Origin of the sequence: Fructobacillus americanaquae (genome assembly GCF_024029775.1) — a bacterium.
Taxonomy (GTDB): Bacteria; Bacillota; Bacilli; order Lactobacillales; family Lactobacillaceae; genus Fructobacillus; species Fructobacillus americanaquae.
On the sequence record NZ_CP097122.1, the window covers coordinates 452546 to 472756 of the forward strand.

21 protein-coding genes are annotated in these 20211 nt (G+C 43.7%); 4 read left to right on the forward strand and 17 right to left on the reverse strand.

All coding sequences use genetic code 11. The features are described 5' to 3' along the window. Positions 1-61 precede the first annotated feature (61 nt). The 3 genes from ruvB to murI form a co-directional block, all read right to left on the reverse strand. Positions 62-1120 carry a Holliday junction branch migration DNA helicase RuvB gene (ruvB, locus tag M3M36_RS02035; RefSeq protein WP_252774408.1) on the reverse strand — a complete coding sequence of 353 codons (1059 nt, stop codon included), beginning with the start codon at positions 1118-1120 and terminating at the stop codon, positions 62-64. Between the two features lie 96 nt (positions 1121-1216). Continuing rightward, complete coding sequence (gene rdgB / locus M3M36_RS02040; RefSeq protein ID WP_252774200.1) at positions 1217-1822, reverse strand: RdgB/HAM1 family non-canonical purine NTP pyrophosphatase; 606 nt, start codon at positions 1820-1822, stop codon at positions 1217-1219. A 78-nt stretch (positions 1823-1900) separates the two neighbouring features. Then, the gene (murI, locus tag M3M36_RS02045) at positions 1901-2734 is read right to left on the reverse strand and encodes a glutamate racemase (RefSeq protein WP_252774201.1); all 834 of its coding nucleotides are present in this window, start codon (positions 2732-2734) and stop codon (positions 1901-1903) included. A 97-nt stretch (positions 2735-2831) separates the two neighbouring features. On the opposite strand from murI, the gene M3M36_RS02050 reads away from it, so the two are divergent. After that, positions 2832-3701 (forward strand): YslB family protein, encoded by an 870-nt coding sequence (locus M3M36_RS02050; protein ID WP_252774202.1) that lies wholly within the window; start codon positions 2832-2834, stop codon positions 3699-3701. Positions 3702-3790: 89 nt separating this feature from the next. Here the strand turns inward: M3M36_RS02050 and M3M36_RS02055 are convergent, their stop codons facing one another. From M3M36_RS02055 to M3M36_RS02080, 6 genes are all read right to left on the reverse strand, one after another. Next, on the reverse strand, positions 3791-5149 hold the full coding sequence (locus tag M3M36_RS02055; RefSeq protein ID WP_252774203.1) for a DEAD/DEAH box helicase: 1359 nt from the start codon (positions 5147-5149) through the stop codon (positions 3791-3793). A 25-nt stretch (positions 5150-5174) separates the two neighbouring features. Continuing rightward, positions 5175-6134 carry a DHH family phosphoesterase gene (locus M3M36_RS02060; protein ID WP_252774204.1) on the reverse strand — a complete coding sequence of 320 codons (960 nt, stop codon included), beginning with the start codon at positions 6132-6134 and terminating at the stop codon, positions 5175-5177. Between the two features lie 99 nt (positions 6135-6233). Then, positions 6234-7325, reverse strand: a complete 1092-nt coding sequence (gene dinB, locus M3M36_RS02065; protein ID WP_252774205.1) for a DNA polymerase IV — start codon at positions 7323-7325, stop codon at positions 6234-6236. Positions 7326-7401: 76 nt separating this feature from the next. Beyond that, on the reverse strand, positions 7402-7764 hold the full coding sequence (gene rplS / locus M3M36_RS02070) for a 50S ribosomal protein L19 (protein WP_047974884.1): 363 nt from the start codon (positions 7762-7764) through the stop codon (positions 7402-7404). A gap of 246 nt (positions 7765-8010) precedes the next feature. Further along, positions 8011-9714, reverse strand: a complete 1704-nt coding sequence (locus tag M3M36_RS02075; protein WP_252774206.1) for a phospho-sugar mutase — start codon at positions 9712-9714, stop codon at positions 8011-8013. A 2-nt stretch (positions 9715-9716) separates the two neighbouring features. After that, on the reverse strand, positions 9717-10397 hold the full coding sequence (locus M3M36_RS02080; RefSeq protein WP_252774207.1) for a DedA family protein: 681 nt from the start codon (positions 10395-10397) through the stop codon (positions 9717-9719). A 577-nt stretch (positions 10398-10974) separates the two neighbouring features. On the opposite strand from M3M36_RS02080, the gene M3M36_RS02085 reads away from it, so the two are divergent. The 3 genes from M3M36_RS02085 to M3M36_RS02095 are packed head-to-tail and all read left to right on the forward strand — an operon-like array spanning position 10975 to position 13132. Beyond that, a complete protein-coding gene (locus tag M3M36_RS02085; protein ID WP_252774208.1) occupies positions 10975-11991 on the forward strand; it encodes a zinc-dependent alcohol dehydrogenase family protein in 1017 nt (338 codons plus the stop codon). A gap of 5 nt (positions 11992-11996) precedes the next feature. Continuing rightward, the gene (locus tag M3M36_RS02090; protein WP_252774209.1) at positions 11997-12707 is read left to right on the forward strand and encodes a DUF6198 family protein; all 711 of its coding nucleotides are present in this window, start codon (positions 11997-11999) and stop codon (positions 12705-12707) included. Between the two features lie 35 nt (positions 12708-12742). After that, positions 12743-13132, forward strand: a complete 390-nt coding sequence (locus M3M36_RS02095; protein ID WP_252774409.1) for a VOC family protein — start codon at positions 12743-12745, stop codon at positions 13130-13132. 270 nt (positions 13133-13402) lie between these two features. On the opposite strand, the gene trxB is transcribed toward M3M36_RS02095, so the two are convergent. The 8 genes from trxB to pstB (M3M36_RS02135) all read right to left on the reverse strand — a co-directional run bounded on the left by trxB (position 13403) and on the right by pstB (M3M36_RS02135) (position 20145). After that, positions 13403-14344, reverse strand: coding sequence for a thioredoxin-disulfide reductase (gene trxB / locus M3M36_RS02100; RefSeq protein WP_252774210.1), 942 nt, complete (start codon positions 14342-14344; stop codon positions 13403-13405). 114 nt (positions 14345-14458) lie between these two features. Then, a complete protein-coding gene (galU, locus tag M3M36_RS02105; protein ID WP_252774211.1) occupies positions 14459-15334 on the reverse strand; it encodes a UTP--glucose-1-phosphate uridylyltransferase GalU in 876 nt (291 codons plus the stop codon). Positions 15335-15403: 69 nt separating this feature from the next. Then, on the reverse strand, positions 15404-16414 hold the full coding sequence (locus M3M36_RS02110; protein ID WP_252774212.1) for an NAD(P)H-dependent glycerol-3-phosphate dehydrogenase: 1011 nt from the start codon (positions 16412-16414) through the stop codon (positions 15404-15406). Continuing rightward, entirely contained in the window at positions 16407-17372 is a 966-nt protein-coding gene (gene hprK, locus M3M36_RS02115; RefSeq protein ID WP_252774213.1) for an HPr(Ser) kinase/phosphatase, read from the reverse strand. The genes M3M36_RS02110 and hprK overlap by 8 nt, the downstream gene beginning before the upstream one ends. Positions 17373-17375: 3 nt before the next feature. Beyond that, positions 17376-17729, reverse strand: coding sequence for a phage holin family protein (locus M3M36_RS02120; RefSeq protein WP_252774214.1), 354 nt, complete (start codon positions 17727-17729; stop codon positions 17376-17378). 94 nt (positions 17730-17823) lie between these two features. After that, positions 17824-18498 carry a phosphate signaling complex protein PhoU gene (gene phoU, locus M3M36_RS02125; protein WP_047974873.1) on the reverse strand — a complete coding sequence of 225 codons (675 nt, stop codon included), beginning with the start codon at positions 18496-18498 and terminating at the stop codon, positions 17824-17826. Positions 18499-18616: 118 nt separating this feature from the next. Next, entirely contained in the window at positions 18617-19384 is a 768-nt protein-coding gene (gene pstB, locus M3M36_RS02130) for a phosphate ABC transporter ATP-binding protein PstB (RefSeq protein ID WP_252774215.1), read from the reverse strand. After that, on the reverse strand, positions 19381-20145 hold the full coding sequence (gene pstB / locus M3M36_RS02135) for a phosphate ABC transporter ATP-binding protein PstB (protein ID WP_420842371.1): 765 nt from the start codon (positions 20143-20145) through the stop codon (positions 19381-19383). The genes pstB (M3M36_RS02130) and pstB (M3M36_RS02135) overlap by 4 nt, the downstream gene beginning before the upstream one ends. Positions 20146-20211: the final 66 nt, after the last annotated feature.

Consider the following 20211-nt stretch of genomic DNA (forward strand, 5'->3'; position numbering starts at 1 on the left):
TTCATACTTTTGAGCAAAATATACTCTGGTCCAAAGACTTGGCCGATCAAAGACGAGCAAATCAGTCTTTTGGTTGGGGCATCGGCCGACCCAGATGCTGGTAGGCTGCTTTTGTCACTACCCGGCCTCTTGGAGTTCGACGAATAAAGCCCAACTGCAAGAGGTACGGCTCAACCATCGACTCCAAAGTATCGGCTTCTTCGCCAATATTAGCAGCAATGGTTGAAAGGCCCACTGGCCCACCATGATAGAAATCCATCATCGCATTTAGTAACTTGTGGTCTGTATCATCGAGGCCTTTTTGATCAACCCGTAGCTTATCTAGAGCTGTTTCCACCAAGTCCGTATCAATTGCTTCTTTTCCAGCAACCTGAGCAAAGTCCCGCACCCGCTTCAACAACCGATTGGCAATTCGCGGTGTTCCTCGTGACCGCGAGGCGACGGCATAGGCACCTTCCTTGGTGATTGGTGCCTCGAAGATATCAGCCGTCCGAACTACAATTTGCTGCAAATCTTCAGGTTGATAATATTCGAGCGAATTAATAATCCCAAAGCGATCACGCAAAGGCTTGGAAAGCATCCCAGGCCGAGTCGTTGCACCGACTAAGGTAAACGGTGGTAAAGGAAAATGAACGGCTCTAGCAGTCGGTCCCTGGCCCACCATGATATCAATAAAGTAATCTTCCATGGCAGAATACAGCATTTCCTCAATCGTCGTTGGCAGGCGGTGGATTTCATCAATAAAAAGCACATCCCCCGGCTCGAGCCCATTGAGCAAGGCAACCAAATCGCCACCTTTTTCAATCGCCGGCCCAGAGGCTGTCTTCAGATGCACGCCCAATTCATTGGCAATAATCATTGCCAAGGTCGTCTTGCCTAATCCTGGCGGTCCAAAGAGTAGAACATGGTCAAGGGCTTCTTCACGCATCTTGGCAGCTTGGAGGTAAACCGCCAACTCCTCTTTTAATGACTTTTGACCAATGTATTCCCGTAGGTACTTGGGTCGTAAGGAGAGCTCATCTTGCTGGTCCCTGGCGTTTTCTGCCGCATCACGCAGCAATGCATCCGTCTCATTTTGGCCTTCAAACCAAGTATTAAATTGTGGGTTTTCATCACTCATATCATTACTATTATAGCGCATTTGCTCGCCTCCTTTCCTACTTGCTTAGCAAAATAAAAGACGGCCAATTCTGGTCGCCTTCTCAAAGCAAAGATCTTACTGCTTTAGCCAAGCCGGTAACGCCTTGACTAACTTTTCTAGAGCCCGACCTCGGTGTGAAATCAGGTTCTTCTCAGCCACCGTTAATTGGGCAAAAGTCTTCTGTAGTGGTTCGTAATAAAAAATCGGATCGTAACCAAATTTGTTGTCGCCAATTTCTGTCTCCGTGATTTGCCCATCGACATGGCCACTAACAACTAAAGGTTCTTTACCAGTACCAATCAGTTCGAGTACGGTCGTGAATTGTGCTTGACGTTCCTGCCCGCCTTTTCCAGCTAACTTAGCCAAAACTTTAGCATTATTTGCATCATCATCGTGGTCACCCGCATAGCGAGCCGAATAAACCCCTGGTTCGCCTTTTAAGGCTGCAACCGTTAACCCAGAGTCATCGGCCATGATATAGTCATCTGGATAGACAATCGCAAGAGCAGTCGTCTTTTTATGAACGTTTTCTGCAAAAGTTTTGCCATCTTCAATAATTTCAGGAACCTCATCCAAGTCCTCTAAAGATAAAATATCCCAGTCCAAATCCAGCTTGGCCAAGGCCTCCTTTATTTCTTGAACCTTATGGGCGTTGCCAGTTGCGATAATTAAGCGCGTCATCTTTGCTCCTTCTTTGACAAAATCAAGGTCATTTTTTCTAACAGATGGTCATCTGTTTGCTGGTTACTAATGCTGCAATCAGTCCGTTGCTGGTAGATTCAGGTGGGTAAAATGCCAATCGTGTTTTGAACCCAACCATTGCTCGGCTATAGTTAAAAAAGTTGAAACCGGACCCGTTGTATATAGTTGGTATTGCTTGTTTTCTGGCCGAGCGGCCGGGTCGCTATCAGCCACCAAGTCCTGTTCTTTCAGAAGAACCGCTAATTTTTGCGCTGTGGCGACACCAGGATCAACCAGCGTTACCTCTGGTAGGGCCTGCTGAATGACATCAGCCAATAGCGGAAAGTGCGTGCAGCCAAGCACCAACGTGTCGATACCAGCCTCTTTGAGGGGCTGCAAATGTTCTTTAACAATTTCAGCTACCTCAGCATCTTGATAGCGGTTTTGTTCAACAAATTGGACAAAATCAGGCTCCGCCTGTGCAAAAACCTGACTACCCGGCGCCGCTGACTGAATTTCGGCCTGGTACTGACCTGAATCAACGGTTCCTTCAGTCGCAATCACACCAATTTTCTTCGTTTTGCTTGACAAAACGGCCGACTGGACACCAGAATCAATCACACCAATGACAGGAATGGTCAAGTCTTCTTGTAAGCCGGGCAAGGCGCAAGCAGTTGCTGTATTGCAGGCAATCACCAGCGCCTTAATGTCATGGGTTTCAAGCAAATAGTCAGCAATTTGTCTAGTAAAATCAGCGACTTCCTCTGATTCACGAGGACCGTAAGGCATTCTGGCTGTGTCGCCAACATAAACGATAGCTTCTGCTGGCATGGATTGGACGGCAGCCTTTAAGACCGTTAAGCCGCCAACGCCAGAATCCATCATGCCAATTTTTTTTGTATTTTTCTTCATAATAATCCTATTATCTTCCCTTCAAAACAAATTGCAAGCCTTTGCCCCCGTTTAATCTGTCTTTTGCTATAATAACGGAAGAAAGGAATCTTTACTTATGTCAAATGCTCATTCTCAATCAAATAACGGTACAAATCAGACTGTTAGCGCTTTTGCTCCACTGCTCTTACGTGATGCCCTTTTGGCTAATATCTTAACCGATGATTATGCCAACATTACCTATTGGGCTGGTAAAGAGTTGGCCCGACAGTTTCCCGTGGAAACAAGTGCTGATTTACCAGCCTTCTTTGAAAAGGCCGCTTTTGGCGATTTAACAATCAAATACCAAAGCGATGACCAACAGCAATGGCTTCTTTCTGGTACCATGGTTGAAGACCGGCTGGCAACGAACCACCAAGCTGATTTTTCATTGGAAACCGGCTTCTTAGCACAACAACTTGAACTGCAAGAAGAAGTTGTTGCGGAAGGCACCTTCCAGGTTTCTGCTCGACAACAGACAGTAACGGTAAGAATTTTAACTGATATGTCTCATAAGATAAGCTCTTTAACCTCTTCGGAACAGGTTGCACTTCGTGACCGCTTCTTAGACAGAAGCGAAGAAATCGCCACTGAAGACATTGATACCGCCGAAACAATCACCGTTGATCGCCAAAGCACACCCGATGATGAACCAGCAATCCAAATCGGTGAAGTTGATCAGGCCGCATCAGAAGCCCCCGTTGAGGTCGAGCCAGCAGCATCTGCAGCATCCATTCAGTTAAAGCCAACGACATCGGTCGCTGCAGTGGCGACTGATTCAGTAGTATCCACAGCTCCGATTGAAATCACAGAACCAACGAGCGAACCAACCGACAGCCAGGTAGCCAATACACTTTCGGTCGAGCAGTCGATTACCAATTCATTATTGGCTTTTAGTCAAGAGCGACGCCAAAAGCTTAGCCAAAAAGATGATTCAAGCTTGAACTAATAAACCATTAACAAAAACAAAGAAAAGAACAGCAGCCCCAACAATTTTACGGGTTGCTGTTCTTTTTAGTAAGCCAAAGCTAGTTAACCTTAGCCTTCCTTATTTTGACGACGCGTATTCCGGCGATCTTGACGAAGTTCGATTCGACGATCCATTTGACGCTTACGCTTAATCTTATTCTTAATTTGACGCTTATAGCCAGGCTTGATGTTCTTCTTCTTTTTCTTGACCATCCCAACCATTTCAGGGTCCAACTTATTAGTTGTTGCATGGCGCTGTGTCCGGGCCTTTCGATCCTTGACCGCCACAACTTCATCCCCACGAATCTGCTTATGAGCAAACTCGATACCGATTTTTTCCAACTCGGCAATGCGGTCTTCTTCATCAGGTCCATAAAGGGTCACAGCCGTTCCAGCCAGCCCATTTCGTCCCGTTCGACCAACACGGTGAACGAAGAATTCTAATTCGTCTGGCACACCATCATTAATGACATGCGAAACCCCTTCAATATCAATCCCACGAGCAGCTAAATCAGTCGCAACGACATATTGGTAATCCAGGTGCAAGACACCCTTCATCGTTCGCCTTCGCTCACGTGGTGGAATATCGCCATGAATTTCGGCAACTTTGAGACCTCGGCCACGCAAATGTGCTGCTAATTCCTTAGCTCGTTCCTTCGTATTGGCGAAAATCAACGCCAAATAAGGATTGAAAATCGTCAGCAACTTATCGATAACCTCTTCCTTGTCCTTGGACTTAGTTGGCACCAACCAGTTGTCGATGGTATCGGCAATCGTCGCTTCCGTTGGAATTGTTTGGAAATCCGGATTGTCCAAATACTTCTTTAAGAACGGCTTCAACTTTTCTGGCATTGTTGCTGAAAAGACCAACGTTTGCAGGTCTTTTGGCATCGCACCGGCCAAGAAATCAACTTCGTTTAAGAAGCCCATATCAAGTGTCATATCCGCTTCATCGACAACCAAAGTCCGCACCTGGTTAACAACCAAGGCCCCACTTTGAACCAAATCCTTTAACCGTCCTGGCGTTCCAACGACAATTTGCGCTTGGTGCTTTTCTAACTGGCGAACTTGGCGGGCCTTATCCGTCCCACCAACATATTCGGCAATAGAAACCTTCACCAATTCCATCTTTTCCGCAAATTCACGGGCAGCCTTTGCAATCTGAGCAGCCAATTCCCGTGATGGTGTCGTAATCACCACCTGGGTTTGATTCAATTCTGGTTGCAAGGCGTTAAAAATGGGTACCAAGAAAGTATGCGTCTTCCCAGACCCCGTCTGTGACTGACCAACAACATCCCCACCACGCAGGATTGTTGGAATCAAGCGCGCCTGGATAGGCGTTGGCTGGTCAAAACCAATCGCCTTTAAAGCCGAAAGGACTTCCGGCTTTAAATTGTATTCACCAAATTGTTGGTTTGTGTTTTTCATGTAAAATCCTTTAAATTTAATCGGCTTAGTCTGCCTTTAAAACGCTATCAACTCGGTCAATCACCTTTTGAATATCCGCTTCATTATAAGCCCAGGCACCTGCAGCCATGGGATGTCCCCCACCATCAAAGTCTTGGGCAATGGTATTAATGATAACTGACCGAGAACGCAAGCGAACCCGGTAATCACCATTTTCTTGTTCTTCAAAGATGGCCCAGGCCTTCACCTTGTCAATCCGTGACGGAATGGAAACGACAAAAGAAGTCCCTGCATTACCAAGGTCAAAGCTATCAATCACATCCCGCTTTAGAATGACGTAGCCAAAGCCAGATGGTAACAAGTTAATATGTTGCATCACATAACCCGAAAACTTCACAGCATTTTCTGATAAAGTCGTCATTGCGTTATAAATTTTTTGATAGTCAAAGCCGTAGGTAATCAACTCACCGGCCACATCAAAGGTTTCTTGATCTAATGAATACATAAAGCGGCCGGTATCACCGATAATGCCGATATAAAGGTACCGAGCGGCCTTTTTTGTCATCTTCAAACCCTTGTCAGCCAAAGCTTGATAGAATTGATAAATTAGAACAGAGGTCGCTGAGGCTCCGTCTTCAACCCACTGCCAATCACCGTAAGGTTCCACATTGGGATGGTGATCGATTTTGACAATTTCCAATCCATTGCGCCAACGTTGGTCATCGATACGGGGGTCATTGGCGGTATCACAAACAATTACCAAAGCCTTCTTGTAAGCTGAATCAGGAATTTCATCAGCTAAAGGCTGACCATCCCCAATCCAAGCTAAACCAGGAATTTCTTTTCCAACGGCATAAATCTTTTTTTCAGGAAACGAAGCCTGCAAAATCGCTTGCAAGCCCAATTGTGATCCATAAGCATCCGGATCAGGTCGTTGGTGCCGATGAATAATAATAGTATCGTAACGTTTAATTTGTTCTAAAATATCTTCGTGAATTTTGGCCATATGCGCCCTTTCAACTCTTATTACTATCCTTTATTATACCGTAAATGTGAAATTCATTGTCAGGCATTTCAAATCAGCATAACTGACTGATTTGACCAATTAATCATCAAAAAGCGATAACGATTGAAAGGATTGTGGGCTGACATTGGAAAAAGTTAGCCCCAGCAAGCGAATGGCAAAGTCATCTGGATAAAGGTCATCAAAGATTGATTGTGCCTTTCTTGCCAAGAAATCAGGATCAAGCTGAAACGGATTTGCCTGTGTAATCGACCTGGTCAGCGTCTTAAAATCATCATCACGGACCTTAATATTCAATGTTCGACCAACCAAGTGTTTAGCCTCCATGTTCGTCACAACCTTTGTGGCCAAGCCCTTAAAGGTCGCCAAAACAGCCGAACGGTCATGAAGCGGAAATTCAAACGTCCCCTCTTTTCCGACCGATTGCCGAATTCGATGGTCCTTTACCTGACCAAAGTGCGTTGCCCGCGCTTGCCAATAAAGTTGGTCACCAAAGGAACCAAAGTGTACCCGTAATTCGTCTTGACTCAAGGCCCGTAAATCTGCGCCCGTTTTAATTCCTAATTTTGCAAACTTTTCCTGTGCTTTCTGACCAACACCACGAAAGTCCTTAATAGGTAAGGCCGCCACGAAGTCCATTGCGACATCAGCACCAATGACCGTGACCCCATTCGGTTTGTGGTGCTCGGAACCAAGTTTGGCTAATACTTTATTATAGGAAACCCCGACCGAACACGTTAGCTTCGTTTCCTGCCAAATTCTATGCCTTAACTCGGCGGCCAATGTTGCGCTCGCCATTGGGCTTTGACTAACGTCTAAGTATGCTTCATCCAGTGCGACTGGTTCCACCTTATCAGTGAATTCGGCAAAAACTTCATGAATTTGAGCTGACACTGACCGGTACTTATCAAAATCAGGAGCAACGAAAACGGCATTAGGACAAAGTCGCTTTGCTTCAGTTGACCCCATGGCTGAATGAACGCCGGCCTTTCTGGCAATGTAGTTGGCGGTTGCCACGACCCCATGACCGTGATGTAAATCAGGATCACGACCGATGATTAGCGGCACCTTCTTTAAAGCAGGGTTGTCACGCATTTCAACTTGAGCATAAAAAGCATCCAAATCGACATGCAAAATTTTTCGGTCATCAACCGCTTGCAAAAATTCAGCCATGCCAGTCCCCCCTCTTTTCAAAACTGATTTTTTTAAAAAGAAAAAGCCTCCACTATGTGGAAGCTTGTTGCCGTAATCACTTAACGTCGAGACGACGTTCCTTGATACGAGCGGCCTTTCCTTGCAAGGCACGCAAGTAGTACAACTTTGCGCGACGTACACGGCCCAAACGAGTTACTTCAATCTTGTCAACCCGTGGTGAGTGCAGTGGGAACGTACGTTCCACACCAACACCAGAAGAAATCTTACGAACAGTATAAGTAGCCTGGATACCAGCACCCTTACGCTTAATAACAACCCCTTCAAAGAGCTGAACACGTTCGCGAGTTCCTTCAACAATTCGTGCGTGGACACGAACTGAATCACCAGCGCGGAATTCAGGAATATCTGTCCGCAATTGGGTTGAAGTCAACTTTTCTAAAATGTTATTTTGACGCATAGTCATTCTCCTAATCGCTAATCTTACACTCGTCCTTAGACTAACGCACAGCGGATTACCGTTAATTACGGCTTATAGCCAATAGTCAGTATAACAAAAAGGAAGGACCCTGTAAAGGGTAATCAGAAAAATTACCCGAACATGGTTCCTCCTTGGCTGATAAAAACGAATCTAGTTCGATAATTGCGCTTAGATGAATAGAAGCTAACTTTATTTTTGTTTGCCAACTAAACGTCTTCAGTAAAATTAAGCCTGAATTTTTTCTTCCATCACAGCTTCAAAGGTTTGTAACTTCGCATCCGCTTCAACCTGTGAATCAGCGACAACGCCAAGATAAAGTTTCAACTTTGGTTCCGTTCCAGATGGGCGCAGTGCAATCCATGAACCATCCGCTAACCAATACTTTAAGACATTGGCCTTAGGCTGTGGCAACTTTTTCTCTGCTCCAGCTCGATCAATCTGGGTCTGATTAGCAAAGTCTTGGGTCGCCAGAACTAACTGATCACCAACCGTTGCCAACTTTTGGTTGCGGAACTTAGTCATCAAAGCAGCCATTTCCTCGTGACCATTGATACCAGGAAAATCAAAGGCAACAGTCTTTTCCTCAAAGTAACCATATTGGTCATATAGTTCCTTCAAACCATCAGCAAAACTTTGGCCCTTTTCCTTATAATAAGCAGCCATTTCGGCAAACAAAACCAAGGCCTGAATGGCATCCTTATCATGGGCAAAAGGCTTCACAAGGTAACCAAATGATTCTTCAAAGCCGAAGAGGTACGTATAATCCTTCTTTTCTTCAAAACGGTCAATCATGGCGGCAATATACTTAAAGCCGGTCAACACGTCTAAGGTAGCAACGCCGTAGTTCTTAGCAATTTCGCTAGCAAAGCGTGATGAAACAATCGATGTTACAATAGCACCATTTTCTGGTAATGTCTGATTTTTCTTTTTAGCTGCTAACAAGTAGTTGACCATCAAACCAGCAATTTGGTTACCAGATAAGACTTGGTATGAGCCATCTGCTAAACGTACAGCAGCCCCCATCCGATCAGCATCGGGGTCCGTTGCAACAACCAAATCAGCTGCTTGCTTCTTGGCGTATTCAATCGCCAATGACAAGGCAGCAGGGTCTTCTGGATTTGGCTTTTTAACCGTTTTGAAATCCCCATCGAGCTCTGCCTGCTCCTTGACAATCGTGTAATTGGTAAAACCTGCTTGCTGTAATGCTTTTTCGCCAATATATTGACCAGTTCCATGCAAAGGGGTGTAGACAAATTTCAAGTCTGCCCCCTCTTTTTGAATCAAATTCTGATCAACGGAAACTGTTTTAACTTCTGCCAAATAAGCATTATCCAACTCATCATCGACTACTTGAACATTGGCTTCTGTTTCATCTTGTGCAATAGTAAACCCATTTTCGACTGCTGCCATCCCGTCAATAACGGCCTGGACAGCTTGGGGAACCATTTGACCACCATCGGCACCGTAAACCTTATACCCGTTATCCTGCTTCGGATTGTGTGAGGCCGTAATCATAATGCCAGCAAAGGCCTTTAAATGACGGACTGAAAATGATAATTCAGGTGTCGGACGCAATGATGAGAAGCGGTAAACTTTAATCCCGTGTGCTGATAGCACGCGACTGGCTACTTGAGCAAATTCTTTTGAGTGTTGACGAGAGTCAAAGGCGATGACTACCCCCGCTTTTTTTGCTGCAGACCCGCTTTGATCAATGTAAGCAGCTAATGCTTCCGTCACCAAGGCAACCATCACAACATTAATGCGGTTGGTTCCAACCCCCATTTGACCACGCATACCAGCAGTCCCAAATGGTAAGTTTTGATAGAAGGCATCTTCTTGTTCAGCTGGACTCAATTGCTTTAGTTCAGCAGCTAAATCAGCAGGTAGGTCTGCTTGTTGCCAACGGGCTAAGGTATCTTGATAAGTCATTCTTAAAGTTCCTCTTCCTTTTCTCGACTAGGTTTTGTGATTAAACTAATAATAATTTGCCGAAACCTGGGTGACCGGATCACTGCCAGCACAAAGACGGCAGCCAGGACAATCACGGTGATGGTCACTTCTCTTGGCAACTGTAAGTGACCAAAGTAATAACCGATTGTCACCATGGTCAATGCCCAGAGGCAGGATGCCAGAACAGACATCCGAAAGTAAGTCGCAAACCGTAACTTCAAACGATGAGCAGATAGCGGGACAATGGTTCTGACAAAAGGAACAAATCGGCCCAAAATAATAAAGATTAACCAACGTTTCGGATTTAAATTAGACGAAATTTTTTCGGCAAAATCACCGTTTACGTGGCGAGCGACCAAGGGAATTTTATCAATCTGCTTAATTACCCAAGCACCGAACCAATAATTAATTGTGTCTCCGATCATCGAGGCAGTCGCAAAAATCACCACCAACAAGGCAAATTCAACCAAAGAGTGATGGCGGCCAGCAAACCCCGCAGCCGTCATGACCAACGCATCGGCCGGAATAAACCCTGTGACAATTCCCCCAGTTTCAATCAAAATCAAAAAAAACAGAATCGACAATTCAATTACAGAAAAATTGGCATTCGCAGAACTAATATGCGTCAACCAATCCGACACAGCAGCAAAAGCTAGAACCATACAATCAGGGTACTCCTTTAGGAAAAAAGTCTGTCTGAGTATCGCTACTAGTCAACGCTTTGGGTACATGAATCCGCCCTACCAGCTAGCAAGATACTCATGAATCAGCAAATAATAGTCAGTAGAAGTTAATCCTGATATTATCTCGATAAAATTAAGGCTAGATAAAACACAGCCTACGTCTATCATACGCTATTTCCCCTGTTAAGTCTGCTTACAAAGCGTAAAAAATCTAGAAAAATCAAGGTGCAATCAGACTAATTGTTAAGCATTCGCTCGCTAAATCATCCACTTTTTCTATTATAACAACTCTTTATAACAAAACTTATGCCAAATGAGCATAAATTTTTCAACCAAAATGTACTACAATGACGGCGAAAAGTGGCAGAACAAAACACCAGGCGGCCGACTGAAAAACGCTCTATTTGCTCACTTTTTATAGTAATTAATTTCCTTTTAAAAGCACTTTTATCAAGGTTTTAAAAAGTTTCTTTTTTCACTTGACAAAACTTTGTGCAAATATTATTATGTATGTGTAAGTTGTTACAAGGAATTACTCATTGGAGGATAACAGAACATGGAAGCCTTAGTATTAACTGATAAGAAGAAGTTGGAATTGAAGGACATCGAAAAGCCTGTCTTGAAGCCAGATGAAGTTTTGATTCACACTGCCTTTGCTGGTATCTGTGGAACTGATCATGCTTTGTATGCTGGTGAACCAGGATCAGCCGATGCTGTCCCACCAATCGTTTTGGGACACGAAAACTCAGGTGTTGTTAAGGAAATCGGTTCTGCTGTTACCAACGTTAAGGTTGGCGACCGCGTTTCAGTTGACCCTAACATTTACTGTGGACAATGTAAGTTCTGCCACACTGGCCGTCCTGAATTGTGCGAAAACTTGTCAGCGATTGGTGTAACTCGTGATGGTGGTTTCGAAGAATACTTCGCAGCCCCTGCATCAGTTGTTTACCCAATCCCTGACAACGTTGACTTGAAATCAGCAGCGATTGTTGAACCAATTTCATGTGCCATCCACGGCATGAAGTTGTTGAAGCCATCACCATACCAAAAGGCTTTGGTTATTGGAGACGGGTTCATGGGCGAATTGTTCGTGCAAATCTTGCAAGCATACGGTATCCACCAAGTTGACCTGGCCGGAATCGTTGATGAAAAGTTGAAGATGAACAAGGATTTGTTCAACGTTAAGAACACATACAACACTAAGAACGGCGACAAGATCCCTGCTGGAGAATATGACGTTGTTATCGAAGCCGTTGGTATGCCACAAACACAAGAATCAGCCATCGAATCAGCTGCTCGTGGCGGTCAAGTTTTGATGTTCGGTGTTGGTGGACCTGACGCTAAGTTCGAAATGAACACTTACGAAGTCTTCCAAAAGGAATTGACTATCCAAGGTTCATTCATTAACCCTAACGCATTCGAAGATTCATTGGCATTGCTTTCATCTGGTAAGTTGAACGTTAAGCCATTGTTGTCACACGAATTGGATTACAACCAAGTTGACGATTTTGTTAACGGTCGCTTAGGCGTTGTTTCTAAGGCCGTTGTTAAAATCGGTGGTGAAGAGGCCTAAATTTTATGAATAATGCAAAGCGGACAATTTCTTGGACCGCTGCCCTCAGTTACTTTGCCTTCTCATTGGTAATTAACTCAATGGGTAACGTGCTAACAATTGTTACCAGTCAAAAAATTCATCCGTCAATTTTGGGTTCTGCCTATTGGACAGCTGCTCAAAATGGATTAAACCACTCATTGCATGGTAATAGTGCAACACTATCCATCGTGTTCTTTGTGGTCGGTATGTTAATCGCTGTTTTGAACATGGTTTTGGAGCACCGCATTGATATCAAGCGCTTCCTTGGAAACTTAGCTTTCATGGTTCCTTTCTCGGCCTTGATCTCTGTCTTTGCAAGTGCCTTTTCAAAGCTCTTGCCAGAAGCACATAGTTGGCCAATGATTGCCTTCTATATTTTCTTAAACTTCTTCGGTGTTTCCTTAATTGCGATTGCCATCTCAATTTATCAGCGGACCAACATCGTTTTGCACCCTGCTGATGATTTGATGCAGGTTCTTCGATTCAAATATTTCAAGGGTAATGCCGGTATTGCCATGTGGGTTTCTTATATCCCACCTACCATTATTGGTGTTATCGCCTTGATTATGGTTCCTGATTTTACCAACTATGGAATTGGAACTATCTTCGCCTTCCTTTTCCAGGGAAGTATCACTGGATGGGCAGACACACGTATCTTTAGCAAGTTAAAGCACCAGGGAATCGCTATCGACTAAGATAGTCTCCCCCAATTGAAAGGACGGGTTATATGATGGCCTTTACTGATTATTTTGACGATATTCAACACGTTGGAATTCCAACAACCGACTTGGACCGCGCTGAAAAGTTCTGGACAGGCATCGGTTTTGAAAAGACCGGTGACTTTAAGGAAGGTGGCCCAGTTAAATTCTTTAAGTACGGTCACCTCGTTATTGAAACGTGGTTGTCTGATGAAGGAACCGGCAAGCCCGGTTCAATCAACCACATCTCAATGAACACTTCTAATGCTGATGCAGCCTTTGTAGCAGCAAAGGAACAGGGATTAGATTTGATTGATTCAGAAGTACAACATCTTCCCTTCTGGGATAACGGTATCAAGTTCTTTAATGTTCGCACCCCAGATGGTGTAACATTGGAATTCTGTGAAATCGTCAAGGATTAATTCATCATTCAAGAGCCTCAACTACCAAATAGTAGTTGAGGCTTTTTTGTATCTTCTATTTGCTATTGACGACAGCTGAAAGTCACCATTACTTCTATTTAAGCTTTTAAGAACCCTTCAACCCACTTTTTCTCTCACACAAGTAAAAAAGCTATACGCCCATTTCTAACTCCATATACCACGTTAATGGCTCGTTGGTTGTTGTCCATTAAAGCGCTCAACAAAAAAGTCCACTACATTTCTGTAGCAGACTTCTCAACATCATTTATTTTATGCCTCTGATTTTAATTCAGCAACATATTGATAGGCTTCTTGGCCAGCCAAACCACCATCGCCAACAGCAGTCGTGATTTGGCGCAAGTCCTTAGCACGAACGTCTCCAGCGGCAAAGATTCCTGGAACGGCGGTTGCCATCTTGTCATCCGTCTTAATCCAACCGCGGTCATCAGTAATCCCCAAATTTTCAAATACCTGAGTATTTGGCTTGAGGCCAACGTAGATGAAGATTCCACTTTGGTCAACAACCCGGTCCTCACCAGTCTGATTGTTATGAAGCTTCAGCTGCGAAACAGCCTCACTATCGCCTTCAATGGCTGTGACTTCAGTATTCCAAACAAAGTGCATGTTTTCCTGTTTCTTTGCTCGTTGCTGCAAGATTGGCTGTGCCTTTAACTTACTATCGCGAACATAAACCGTGACATCCTTAACCACATTGGCCAAGTACAGTCCTTCCTCGACAGCGGAATCACCACCACCGACAACGGCAACACTTTCACCCTTAAAGAAGGCACCATCGCAGACAGCACAGTATGAGACACCTTTGCCTTGGTATTCTTCCTCGCCGTCAACACCCAAGTGAATGTGTTCGGATCCAGTCGCAACAATCAAAGCTGGTGCTTGAAAATCGCCCATATCAGTATGGACCAATTTTTCATTTTTAGCTAAAATTTCCACACCAGTAATCATACCAAATGAGTATTCGGCGCCAAACTGTGTTGACGAAGCATACATTTTTTCGGCCAAATCAGGACCCATAATACTGTTATAACCAGGATAATTTTCAACTTCAGCAGTATTATTCATCTGCCCACCATAAATCCCCTGGTCAAGCATTACAGTCTTTAAGTCCGCCCGTGAGGCATAAGTAGCGGCAGTCATTCCGGCTGGGCCAGCACCAATGATGATGACATCATATTGCTTGACTTCTGTCATGAGAAACGGAACCTCCTTTTTTATTATGACGTCTATTGTACCTTGAATCGGTTCTTTTGTCTAATTTTAACCAATAAAAAAGAGGTATACCACCTCTTTTGTTTTTGCTAAATTTTACAACTTAGCTGCAAGTTCTTTAATATAAGCGCGGAGCTGATCCTTTGTTTGTGGATGCTTCAAGCCAAATTCAATATTAGTTTCCAAAAAACCAATCTTAGAACCAATATCATAACGGTCACCCTTGAATTCATGGGCGTAAACATGCTGACGATTATTTAATGAATCAATGGCATCCGTCAATTGAATTTCGCCACCCTTACCAGGCTTTGTTTTTTCTAATTCTTCAAAAATTTCAGGCGTCAACAAGTAGCGACCAATGATTGCCAAATCAGAAGGGGCATCTTCAGGCTGAGGCTTTTCAACGAATGACTTAACCCGGTATAGGCCGTCTTCTTTTACCTTTGCGGCAGGATCAATAACACCGTATTCGGATACTTGATCATGGGGCACTTCCAAAACTGCCAAAGTTGATTCGCCAGTTTCATGATAGCGGTCAATCAACTGCTTCGTCAATGGCACTTCATCTTGCATCAAATCGTCACCCAAAAGAACAACGAATGGTTCATCACCAATGAAGTCCTTGGCTGTTAAAATGGCATCACCCAAGCCCTTTGGATGTGATTGACGAATGAAGTACATGTTGATATCGGTTGTTTCTTCGACAACCTTCAATAATTCCAACTTGTTCTTTTCGCGCAAATTGTTTTCCAATTCTGGGTTTGAATCAAAGTGATCTTCGATTGAACGCTTGGACTTTCCATCGACGACAACAATATCTTCGATTCCAGAAGCAATGGCTTCACGAACAATATATTCAATCGTTGGTGTGTCAACAATTGGTAGCATTTCCTTAGCCAAAGCCTTTGTGGCTGGCAAGAAACGAGTTCCCAAACCAGCGGCCGGGATAATGGCTTTACGTACAGGTTTCATACTTTCCTACTTTCATTAATGACGTCAAAGGCGCCGAAGTATTCCACTGCTATTATAACAAATATATGGTCAATCTTCAGCTTTTAATGGACGAGTCATCAGTAATTTAATTTGGTCTTCAATTTGAGCCTCTTCGTATAAGACCTGATACAAAGCGGTCGTAATGGGCAAATCGAGTTGATGGGTCTGTTGGTACTCATAAACCGCCTTAACAGTATTTACCCCTTCAATGACCATGCCCATCTCTTCTTGGACCTGATTTAACGACTGACCATGGCCCATGGCAAAGCCAGCACGGTAATTGCGTGAATTGGGTGACATTCCCGTCACAATTAAATCACCAATTCCGGCTAAGCCCAGAAAAGTCTCCGGCTTAGCCCCCATTTTTTGACCAACGCTACGCATTTCAACCAAGCCACGTGTTAGAAGGGCTGCCTGAGCATTGACGCCATAGCCTAAACCAACGAGCATTCCAGAACCCAAAGCAATAATATTTTTTAATGCTCCACCTAACTCTGATCCCAATAAATCATGGTTAGTATAAGGCCGAAAATTCTCACTGGCTAATGTTTTCTGTAAAACCGCCGTAGCAGCTTCGTCAGTCCCACCAATAGAAACTGCAGTCAAATCACCCTTAATCACATCTTCAGCATGTGACGGGCCAGAAATAACAGCTAGAGATGAATAATTCTCACTCGGAACAACTTCCTCAATCATTTGCGAAATCCGTAGGTGCGTCCCCTGTTCCAAGCCCTTGGTCGCATGAGCCAAAATTACTTGCTGATCCAAATTTTGTAAAACCTCTGCTAATTGGGAACCAACAGAGCGAATCGCCTTCGTTGGTACCACCATTAAAACAACATCTGCATCCGCCACAGCGACTTGCATATCAGCAACCGCTAATAACTTCTCTGACAAAGTTGCGCCAGGTAAATAATGGTCATTTTGGTGACGTTGGTTAATTTCATCAACCTGGTCCACACGGTGTGACCAGATATTAACAACTACGTTGTTTTTCGCCATTGTATTGGCGAGGGCGGTCCCCCAGGAACCAGCGCCTAAAACAGCGACTTTAGTCATGCTTTTTTGCCTCTTCGTCTTCTTTTTCATTAACTTGCATTGCGGCATTCATCCGCTTTTCAAGTGTCTCTAAGGCATCATAGCCCATGTTCTGCGTCCGGAACTTAACAGCCGCTGCATCAATAACGGAAGCAGTATTTCGCCCTGGTGTAACCGGTACAACCATCTTTTTAATATTGACTCCTAGAATATCTAAGGTATCAGCCTCATTTCCTAACCGATCAAAATTCTCTTCGCCAATTTTACCGTTTGATAAGTGAATATTAAGCATAATTGAAGCATGGGAACGGACCGAAACCGCACCGTAGACTTGTTGAACATCAATAATACCAACACCGCGAACTTCCATCAAGTTCCGTAAAACTTCTGATGGTTGTCCAATCAAGCGCTGTTCATCTTCTTGGTGAATATCAACACGGTCATCAGCAACCAATCGCGCTTTCCCCTGTTGAATCAATTCCAAAGCGGATTCAGTTTTTCCAATTCCAGCATCACCAGTAATCAAAACCCCTAATCCGTGGACATCAATCAAAACGCCATGGACAGACTGCCGTGGCGCTAACTCGCCCCCTAGGTAGTAAGTCATGTTTGATAAAATTTGTGATGAAGTCAATCGCGTATTTAAAATTGGAATCTGAGCTTCTTCTGCTGCTTGCTTCAATTCATCCGCAATTGGCAAATCAGTCGAAACCACAAAGGCTGGCGTCTGTTTAGAGGCCATTTTTCGATAAACCATCAATAATTCGTCATGGCTCATTCGATTTGAAAAAGAAGTTTCAGTGATACCCAACAACTGCACCCGTTCAGGAGCATAGTAAGTAAAGTACCCCGTCATTTCCAAGCCTGGCCTAGAAATATCTGCAGTAGTAATCACTCGATTTAAATAATCATGACCTGCTACAATTGTTAAGCGTGTGTTATCAACTAAATCTTTAACTGTTACGGTTGCTTGCGCCATTTTTTACCTCCGCACCGAAATCTTCGTTTGACCCATGAATAAGAAATTAGCTAAGGTCAACAATATTGCAACCAGCATTGCCCAACCAAAAGAGGCAAAGGCAAAACCATGAATAATATGCGCTGTTAATTCTAGCAGCACTGTATTAATAATTAATAAAAAGAATCCTAACGAAATGATGACTAATGGTAGTGAAACAAAGACCAAGATGGGCTTGATCAAGCGATTCAATAAGGCGAGTAGCACTGCTGCCACAAAAGCGGTCGTCATGTTCGCCAAAACAAAACCACTTGGGAACAGCAATGCACAGGCCAAAAAGACAGCCATGTTAATCGCCGCTTGCATGATAAAACGCATAGGCCCTCCTTTAATAAATTTATTTCCTACCCCTATTATAACAAAGTTTCCTACCACAAAAAAAGGAACCCAAAGGGTCCCTTTTTCTATCAAATTAAATAAAGTAGTTATAACCTGGGTTCAATTCAATAATCTTACCCGTACGCTTATAAACAATCCATTCAGCGATGTCAGTCGTATAATCACCAATTCGCTTGATGTAGCCGGCAATGACCAAATAGTCCGCTGCTGAATCAACCAATTCAGAGTCTTCCTTCATGCCATTGACGGAATCAGTTCGAATCTGAGCCGCTGCATTCGACAATTGGTGGTTCTTAGTCGCGATATTTTCAGCACCCAAGGCATCGTTCTTCACGTAGTAGCCCATGACTTCTGAAACCATTGAAGCAACCAATTCACCCATTTCACCCAACTGCTTTTCAACAGCCTTCATGTGCTTCGTTCCCTTAACGCGGATAGTTGACGTAGCAATGTTTCGTGCCTGATCACCCATTCGCTCCAAAACAGAAACAGCCTTTAAAATCGTTACGATTTCACGCAAATCAGTGGTCACCGGTTGGTACAAAGCAATCATTTCAAATGACTTCTTTTCCAAAGCGGCTTCCCGTTCGTTAATCTTGTAATCATGATCAATGATCTTGTGGGCACCATCGCGATCGTGCTTAATAAAGGACTGAACAGATTCCTGAATGGTCTTGGCAACCTGTTCACCCATTTCCGTAAAAGAAGTATCCAAATCAGCTAATTCTTCATCAAATAATCGACGCATGACAAATTCCTTTCATGTAACCTGTTTCTCTCTAATAACAGTAGGGCATTTTAAAAGCAAAGATATTTTTTGAACAGCCTGAACGATGGGCTTCACCAACCAATCATCCAGTCACCTTTTATCCAAAGCGACCAGAAATATAATCGGCAGTTTCCTTTTTCTCGGGCTCCAAGAAAATCTTACGAGTGTCCCCATATTCGACCAAGTTTCCACTAAGGAAGAAAGCCGTCTTATCAGAAATTCGTGAAGCTTGTGATAAGGAATGAGTCACAATAATCATGGCATATTGGTCACGGAGTGACAACAAGGTTTCTTCAATGTTGTGTGAAGAAACAGGATCCAAAGCCGATGTTGGTTCATCAAGCAACAACACATCTGGCTTTGTGGCCAAAACACGAGCAATTGAAACACGTTGTTGTTGTCCACCCGAAAGTCCAAGTGCTGATTTATTCAATTCATCCTTAACTTCATCCCAGATAGAGGCTGCCTTCAATGACTCCTCTACTGCCTGGTCCAAAGTCTTCTTATCCTTCACTCCAGCTAAACGTAAGCCAAAGGCCACGTTATCGTAGATAGAGAATGGAAACGGATTTGGCTGTTGGAAAACCATTCCAACGCGCTTACGCAAATCAACGGTATCCGTTGTTGGCGCATAGATATCCTTCCCAAGAAGGTTGAAAGAACCCGTCACAGTGACGTTTTCTTCCAAATCATGCATCCGGTTTAAGGCTCGCAAGTAAGTCGTTTTACCTGATCCAGAAGGTCCAATCAAGGCAGTCACACCTTTGTTGGCAAAATCCAAATCAATCCCATGTAGGGCTTCCTTGTTTCCATACCAGAGCTTGACGTTACGAGTTTGTAAGATTGTTTCGCTTTGTTTTGTCATCCAAAATTACCTGAAATATAATCGTTGGTCAATTCCACCTTAGGACGGGTAAAGATTTTACGAGTCAAATCATATTCAATTACCTTACCTTGGTGTATAAAGGCCGTGTAGTCAGAAATCCGGGCTGCTTGCTGCATGTTGTGCGTAACGATAATAATCGTGTAGTTTTTCTTCAACTCCAACAAAGTATCTTCAAACTTAGCTGAAGAAATTGGATCTAAGGCTGATGATGGCTCATCGAGCAATAAGATATCAGGCTTTAGAGCCAAGGCACGGGCAATCACCAATCGTTGGGCTTGTCCACCTGACAATGAAAGCGCTGATTTATTCAATTCATCTTTAACTTGGTCCCACAGAGCAGCTTGCTTTAGCGTTGTTTCCACAATCTCATCGAGCTGAGCCTTGGTGTACTTACCGCGACGAGTCAATGGGAAAGTAATATTATCATAAATTGACTTAGCAAAAGGATTTGGTCGTTGAAAAACCATTCCAATGTGACGACGCATTTCGTAAACATCAATATCTTTTGAGTTGATGTCCAATCCACGGTACCAAATATGACCGGTAACATTGGCCACCCCATCGTTCATTCGGTTCAACGAACGCAAAAGGGTTGACTTCCCTGATCCAGATGCTCCAATCAAAGAGGTAATCTTGTAACGTTCAAAACGCAAATCCCCTTCACTTAGAGAAAGGTTATCGCCATACCTTACTTGCAAGTTTTCAGTTGAAAGGGCAATTTCATGCTTATTATCCTCCATTGGAATAATATAGCGTTCTGGTGCCTTTTCAGGAATAAAATCTGATACTGGCTTTAATTCTTGACT

Excerpts from the sequence above, each read along its gene's own strand:
- murI (WP_252774201.1), bottom strand. The coding sequence starts at position 2,734 with ATGAAGAAAAATACAAAAAAAATTGGCATGATGGATTCTGGCGTTGGC.
- ruvB (WP_252774408.1), bottom strand. The coding sequence starts at position 1,120 with ATGAGTGATGAAAACCCACAATTTAATACTTGGTTTGAAGGCCAAAAT.
- pstB (WP_420842371.1), bottom strand. The coding sequence starts at position 20,145 with ATGGAGGATAATAAGCATGAAATTGCCCTTTCAACTGAAAACTTGCAA.
- rdgB (WP_252774200.1), bottom strand. The coding sequence starts at position 1,822 with ATGACGCGCTTAATTATCGCAACTGGCAACGCCCATAAGGTTCAAGAA.
- galU (WP_252774211.1), bottom strand. The coding sequence starts at position 15,334 with ATGAAACCTGTACGTAAAGCCATTATCCCGGCCGCTGGTTTGGGAACT.
- M3M36_RS02060 (WP_252774204.1), bottom strand. The coding sequence starts at position 6,134 with ATGGCCAAAATTCACGAAGATATTTTAGAACAAATTAAACGTTACGAT.
- M3M36_RS02095 (WP_252774409.1), top strand. The coding sequence starts at position 12,743 with ATGGCCTTTACTGATTATTTTGACGATATTCAACACGTTGGAATTCCA.
- M3M36_RS02055 (WP_252774203.1), bottom strand. The coding sequence starts at position 5,149 with ATGAAAAACACAAACCAACAATTTGGTGAATACAATTTAAAGCCGGAA.
- M3M36_RS02090 (WP_252774209.1), top strand. The coding sequence starts at position 11,997 with ATGAATAATGCAAAGCGGACAATTTCTTGGACCGCTGCCCTCAGTTAC.
- M3M36_RS02080 (WP_252774207.1), bottom strand. The coding sequence starts at position 10,397 with ATGGTTCTAGCTTTTGCTGCTGTGTCGGATTGGTTGACGCATATTAGT.
- dinB (WP_252774205.1), bottom strand. The coding sequence starts at position 7,325 with ATGGCTGAATTTTTGCAAGCGGTTGATGACCGAAAAATTTTGCATGTC.
- M3M36_RS02120 (WP_252774214.1), bottom strand. The coding sequence starts at position 17,729 with ATGCGTTTTATCATGCAAGCGGCGATTAACATGGCTGTCTTTTTGGCC.
- pstB (WP_252774215.1), bottom strand. The coding sequence starts at position 19,384 with ATGACAAAACAAAGCGAAACAATCTTACAAACTCGTAACGTCAAGCTC.
- M3M36_RS02085 (WP_252774208.1), top strand. The coding sequence starts at position 10,975 with ATGGAAGCCTTAGTATTAACTGATAAGAAGAAGTTGGAATTGAAGGAC.
- rplS (WP_047974884.1), bottom strand. The coding sequence starts at position 7,764 with ATGCGTCAAAATAACATTTTAGAAAAGTTGACTTCAACCCAATTGCGG.
- phoU (WP_047974873.1), bottom strand. The coding sequence starts at position 18,498 with ATGCGTCGATTATTTGATGAAGAATTAGCTGATTTGGATACTTCTTTT.
- M3M36_RS02050 (WP_252774202.1), top strand. The coding sequence starts at position 2,832 with ATGTCAAATGCTCATTCTCAATCAAATAACGGTACAAATCAGACTGTT.
- M3M36_RS02075 (WP_252774206.1), bottom strand. The coding sequence starts at position 9,714 with ATGACTTATCAAGATACCTTAGCCCGTTGGCAACAAGCAGACCTACCT.
- trxB (WP_252774210.1), bottom strand. The coding sequence starts at position 14,344 with ATGACAGAAGTCAAGCAATATGATGTCATCATCATTGGTGCTGGCCCA.
- M3M36_RS02110 (WP_252774212.1), bottom strand. The coding sequence starts at position 16,414 with ATGACTAAAGTCGCTGTTTTAGGCGCTGGTTCCTGGGGGACCGCCCTC.
- hprK (WP_252774213.1), bottom strand. The coding sequence starts at position 17,372 with ATGGCGCAAGCAACCGTAACAGTTAAAGATTTAGTTGATAACACACGC.